Annotated in this window: 5 protein-coding genes and 1 pseudogene; 2 read left to right on the forward strand and 4 right to left on the reverse strand. The window is 65.8% G+C overall.

All coding sequences use genetic code 11. The annotated features are described in order from the left end of the window. The 3 genes and pseudogenes from EOA75_RS28440 to EOA75_RS28450 all read right to left on the reverse strand — a co-directional run. Positions 1-451: pseudogene (locus EOA75_RS28440) on the reverse strand (DSD1 family PLP-dependent enzyme); the annotation flags it as partial. Then, positions 448-1728 (reverse strand): D-arabinono-1,4-lactone oxidase, encoded by a 1281-nt coding sequence (locus tag EOA75_RS28445; protein WP_127325727.1) that lies wholly within the window; start codon positions 1726-1728, stop codon positions 448-450. The pseudogene EOA75_RS28440 and the gene EOA75_RS28445, both read right to left, overlap by 4 nt. Before the next feature lie 13 nt (positions 1729-1741). After that, positions 1742-2926 carry an MFS transporter gene (locus EOA75_RS28450; protein WP_127325728.1) on the reverse strand — a complete coding sequence of 395 codons (1185 nt, stop codon included), beginning with the start codon at positions 2924-2926 and terminating at the stop codon, positions 1742-1744. Positions 2927-3037: 111 nt separating this feature from the next. Between EOA75_RS28450 and EOA75_RS28455 the strand changes: the two genes are divergently transcribed. Then, positions 3038-3664: a TetR/AcrR family transcriptional regulator gene (locus EOA75_RS28455; protein WP_095824850.1), complete on the forward strand. Its 627-nt coding sequence runs from the start codon at positions 3038-3040 to the stop codon at positions 3662-3664. Positions 3665-3868: 204 nt separating this feature from the next. Here the strand turns inward: EOA75_RS28455 and EOA75_RS28460 are convergent, their stop codons facing one another. After that, positions 3869-4768: a LysR family transcriptional regulator gene (locus tag EOA75_RS28460; RefSeq protein ID WP_067324844.1), complete on the reverse strand. Its 900-nt coding sequence runs from the start codon at positions 4766-4768 to the stop codon at positions 3869-3871. Positions 4769-4874: 106 nt separating this feature from the next. Between EOA75_RS28460 and EOA75_RS28465 the strand changes: the two genes are divergently transcribed. Further along, on the forward strand, positions 4875-5105 hold a 231-nt coding region (locus tag EOA75_RS28465; protein ID WP_127325729.1), incomplete at its 3' end, for an SDR family NAD(P)-dependent oxidoreductase.

Here is a 5105-nt window from a genome sequence, read left to right on the forward strand (position 1 = left end):
GACCGACATCGACCTCGAAAGCGAAGCGCAGTTGGGTACCGAACGCTGCGGCGAGCGCACCGTATTCGGACAGGCGCTCCGGCGTGTCGATCAGCCAGCAGACGCGCGACCACCCGCCGGCGTCGCCTCTAGCCAGCGCCGCTTTCGCCGCACCTACCGGCATCGGCTTGCCATAGAGGAGATCGCCCGCGGGAAAGGCGTCGAGCACCGCCTGCGTCACCGGCGGATGGAAGGTCATGAAGCGGCCGGTTTCGAGCGACTTGGAGATATGCGAAAGCAGCGGCAGGCAAGGCAGCGACTTGTCGACCAACCGCACGGCAAGACCCGGCGCCAGCCTCTGCTTCACCAGCGCGATGTTGGCGTCCAGCCGGTCGCGGTCGAGCACCAGGCAGGGCCGAAAGATTTCGGCGGCCTTGAGCGCCTTCGACAGCTCGGCGAAATAGGCGCTCATTGTTGGATGCCGAACAGGCCGGCCATATAGGGCGACACGAAGCGGTTCTCGGGATCGATGTCGCGGCGCACCGCCATTGCGTCGTCCCAGCGCGGATAGAGTTTCTTGAAATCCGCCGCCGTCAAGCTGTGCATCTTCCCCCAATGCGGCCGCCCGCCATATTTGCGGAAGATCGGCTCGGCCGCGCGCATGAAGGGCAGCGGATCGTTCGCCGCGTCGTGATGGATGGCGATCGAGCAGGTCAGCCTCTGGTGGAAGGGCGAGAGCCAGAATTCGTCCGGGGCCACCGAACGCACTTCCATCGGGAAATAGACTTCCGGGAAGTGCTTTTCGGTCAGCGCGATGATCTCGGCCAGCGCCCGGGGACCGTCCTCGTAAGGCAGGTGGTACTCCATCTCGTTGAATTTGGTGCGACGGTCGCTGGCGTAGACGTTGAGCCAGTCCTGCACATAATCCTCGGCCGGCACCTTCTTGACCGCACCCTTGATCAGCGCCCGGCGGAGCGCCGGCAGCCGGCGCAGCACGGTGCGCAGCTTGCGCAATGTCGCCAGGCCCTCCTCGTCATCCTCGGTCGGCCGCGGCGAAGGCCGAGCGTCGCTGAGATCGCTGGCGATGAACTGCGCATAGCCGGAAAACGGGATGTAATAGAACTCTGCCGAACGGTGTGCGCCCATCATCGTCTCGAAGTCGCGCAGCATTTCGCCGATCGGCAACACCCATTTGCGGCGCCGCAGCCGGTAGGTCGGGATGTTGTTCATCGTCACTTCGGTGAGCACGCCGAAAGCGCCGAGCGCGACGCCGGTGGCATGGATCATATCCTGGTCGCCCGCCCGGCTGTATTCGCGCAGCTTGCCTTGCCCGTCGACGAACTGCACCGTCTCGAGCTGCGTATGATAGGCGCCGAGCGTCGGGCCGGAACCATGCGTCGCGGTGCCCAGCGCGCCGCCGATCGCTTGCTTGTCGATGTCGCCCATATTGGGCAGGCCCTGGCCGATGTCCTGCAGGATGTGCATCAGCGCGCCAAGCCTTGTCCCCGCCCTCAGGCGTGCCCGATTGGCTGCGGCGTCATGCGAAACCAGCCCCTCGATCTTCGCCAGCGAGATGATGGTGCCGTCGGACTGCACCAGCGGCGTGAAGGAATGGCCGGCGCCGGCGACGCGCAGCGGACCGGGCGCGGAACGCACCAGATCGGCCAGTTCGCCGACATCGGCTGGCGTGGCGATCAGCTTCGGCGCGGCGTTCACGAAACCCGACCAGTTCCTCCAGGCGTTTGCCATCGTCACCTCCCGCTCAGGCTGGAACGCGGCGGCGCGCAACCAACACGAAGACGCCGAGCAGCGCCACGCTGGCCAACGCGCTTGCCGCGGCGAATTCCGGCACCGGCCGGAAATTTTGGCCGTCGATCAGCAGCGAGGCGGCCACCGGGCCGATGGCGAGGCCGAAGAGCTGCGCCGCCGGCACAAGCAGTACCGCGTTGCGCGTCTCGTCGGCGGCGATCGCCAGCCGGATCTGGTAGGGCACGATGAAGAGCAGGATGAAGCCCATCACCAGCGCCACCGACCAGAAGACCGAAAGCCCAGGGCCGGAAGCGAGCAGCACCGAGCTGATCGTCGCGATGGCGCCGATGACGGTGATGGCGAAGCGGTAGTCGATGCGCGCTTCGAAGACGGTGGCGGTCATGGCGCCCATGACCTGCGCGGCGAGGCTTGCCGAGACCATCAGGCCGACGGTGCGGCCGTCTATGCCGAACTCGGCGCCGAGCGGCTCCAGAAATGCCCAGACGGCGTTGAAGAACATGAAGTAGCAGAAGATCGACAGCAGCGCCGTGATCGCCGGCACGGTGAGCACATTGGCAAAATGCTCGTCCTTCGGCAGGTCGGCGTAGTCGTCCGGCACGATCCACGCGACGACGAGCGACAACAGGCAGACAACGCCAAGCGCGACGAAGCCGCCGGCCGCGCCCGCGGCAGGCACGGCATAAAGCGCGAGCAGCAGCGCCAGCGCGCATTGCGCCAAGGTCTGCAGCGTGACGAAATAGCCGCCGATGCGCTCGGCCCGGCGCGAGCGGGCGATCAATTCGGTCGCCACGGCGACCAAGCCACCCTCAGCAAGCCCGGCGAGCGTGCGCGCCCCGATCAGCGCATTGGAACTCATCGCATAGGCGGTCCAGAAATTGGCGAGCGCCAGCAGCACCAAAAGTGCGGCGCTCTTCCAGCGCATGTTGCGGGCCGGGAGGAGCATCGCCACGATCGCCGAGCCGATGGCGATCGCGATCATCTCGGCGGTGGCGACCAGTGCCAGCTCGTCACCGGTGACATGACCTTCGCTGTAGAGCGCGCCGAGCAGCACCGGCTGCAAGCCCAGGATGAGCAGGCCGACCGAGCCGATCCAGAGCGCCGCGGCGAGTTGCAGGCCGGTCGGGTTGCCGACCAGCCAGTCGCCATTTTCCGCATGCGCGGCATCGGTTGCAGTCACGAGGCGCCCTCCCTTGCAGCCCGGTGAAAAAGCTGACAAGTTGTCAGCATTCACGAAACTGATACTTGATCAGTTTCCTGTCAACCGAGAATCAACGACTGCCCGCGCGAGATGAGGCAAACTAGGCAAACGGCGACGGAACCCAGACGCAGGCCCAAGCAGGAGCGCAGCCGCGAGCGCATCGACGCGATCCTCGCTACGACCATGCGGCTGATCGGCGAGAAGGGCATAGACGCGGTCACGATGAAGGAAGTCGGCGCGCTGGCGGGCGGGCCGATCGCCACGGTCTATCATTATTTTCCAAGCAAGTCGGCGATCTTGGCGATGCTCTACGAGCGTTTCTCGGAGGAGAGCCGGGCTCGCTTCGGCGCGATCATCGCCGATATCCGGGGAGTGGATGACGTGACCGCTGCAGCCGATCGGCTGCTCGACGATTACTACGGCCGTGTCGCGGCGGATCCGGCGATCCAGGATCTGCAGAACGCGATCCAGGCCGACAAGGCGCTGCAGCATCTCGACATCGCCGAGACGCGGCATCAGGCGAAGATGTTCTGCGACCGTGTGGCGCCGATGCTGAAGCCTAAGCAGCGCGAGGCGTTCGGGCGCGTGGTGTTCCTGATCTTTCAGCTCGCCGGCGGCGTCGTGCGGCTGGCGCTGACGCAGGACGAGGCGGAAGGCCGGCGCACGATCGAGGATTACCGGTCGATCATCCACGCGCAGTTGCGGCTGTTTTTGTAGCCATGCCTAACGGTGGTCATCCTCGGGCTTGACCCGAGGATCCATGCGGCGACTCCGTCATAGAGCGCAACGGCGGAGAATTCTGCAATCCTTGCAACGCCTTAGCGTCACGGCATGGATCCTAGGGTCTGCGCGCGTCGCTTCGCTCCTTGCTCCGCCCTAGGATGACGACCGCTGGATACGATCCCCTCCGCGATTGCCAACTTACCCCGCATCCAGCTTCGGCCCCAGGATCTCCACCAGCCAATCGACAAACACCCTGACCCGTGGCGACAACTGCCGGCTCGGCGGATAGAGCACCGAGATCGGCGTGGGCGTCGGCGGAAAATCGGGAAGCACTTCGACCAGCCGGCCTGCCTCGAGGTCGTCCGCATATCGGAGCCTTGGCGCCTGGAACAGCCCGAAGCCCAGCCGGACCAGCGCAGCACTCGTGTCCGAATTGGCGACCGTGACCCGCGACGGCAGGACGATCTCGCGAACCATGCCGTCGACGGTGAATTCCAGCGGCATCACCTGCCTCGTGCGCGACGACACGAAGCCGATCATCATGTGCCCAGCCAAGTCGTCCGGCGTGCGCGGCACGCCGTGGCGTTCGAGATAGGCGGGGCTGGCCACGGTGATTTCGCGCGCGATGCCGAGACGCCGCACGATCATGTCGCTGTCGGGAAGCGTGCCGGCCCGGATGACGCAATCGACGCCTTCACGCACGAGGTCGACGAGGCGGTCGCCTTCGCCGATATGCACGGTCAGGCCCGGATATCGGGCGAGCAGCGCCGGCAGTTCCGGCAGCAGGAAGGTGCGCGCCATATGGCCGTTGACGTCGACGCTGAGGCGCCCACGCACCTCATGCGCGCCGAAGCCGCCCTCGGCATCCTCGATGTCGGCGAGGATGCCGATGCAACGCTGGTAATAGGCTTCACCGTCGAGCGTGGTGGTGACGTGGCGCGTGGTGCGACGCAGCAGCTGCACGCCCAACCGCTCCTCCAACTGCTTAATCGCGGCGGTGGCGCTGGAGCGCGGCAGGCCGAGATCGGCAGCGGCCGCCGTGAAGCTGCGCCGTTCCACGACGCGGGTGAAGAGCCGCATGCTGTCGAACCTGTCCATCGCGGATTGTTCGCAAATCTTGAATAGAGTTGGCAATCCATGCCAGATTATATCGGTCATTCGCGCGAGTATATGGATCACCATCGCCAAGACGGAGATTTTCACCATGACCACTCGCGCCATTGCCCTCATCACCGGCGGCAGCCGCGGCCTCGGCCGCAACACAGCGCTCAACCTCGCCCGCAAGGGCGTCGACGTCATCCTCACCTACCGCTCGCGCGCCGACGAGGCGAAGGCGGCGATCGCCGAGATCGAGGCCGCAGGCGGCCGCGCCGCGGCGCTCGAGCTCGACACCGGCGCCGTTACCACCTTCCCGGCTTTCGTCGCGGCATTGAGA

This window comes from Mesorhizobium sp. M1A.F.Ca.IN.022.07.1.1 (assembly GCF_003997575.1).
In the GTDB taxonomy this organism is placed as follows: Bacteria; Pseudomonadota; Alphaproteobacteria; order Rhizobiales; family Rhizobiaceae; genus Mesorhizobium.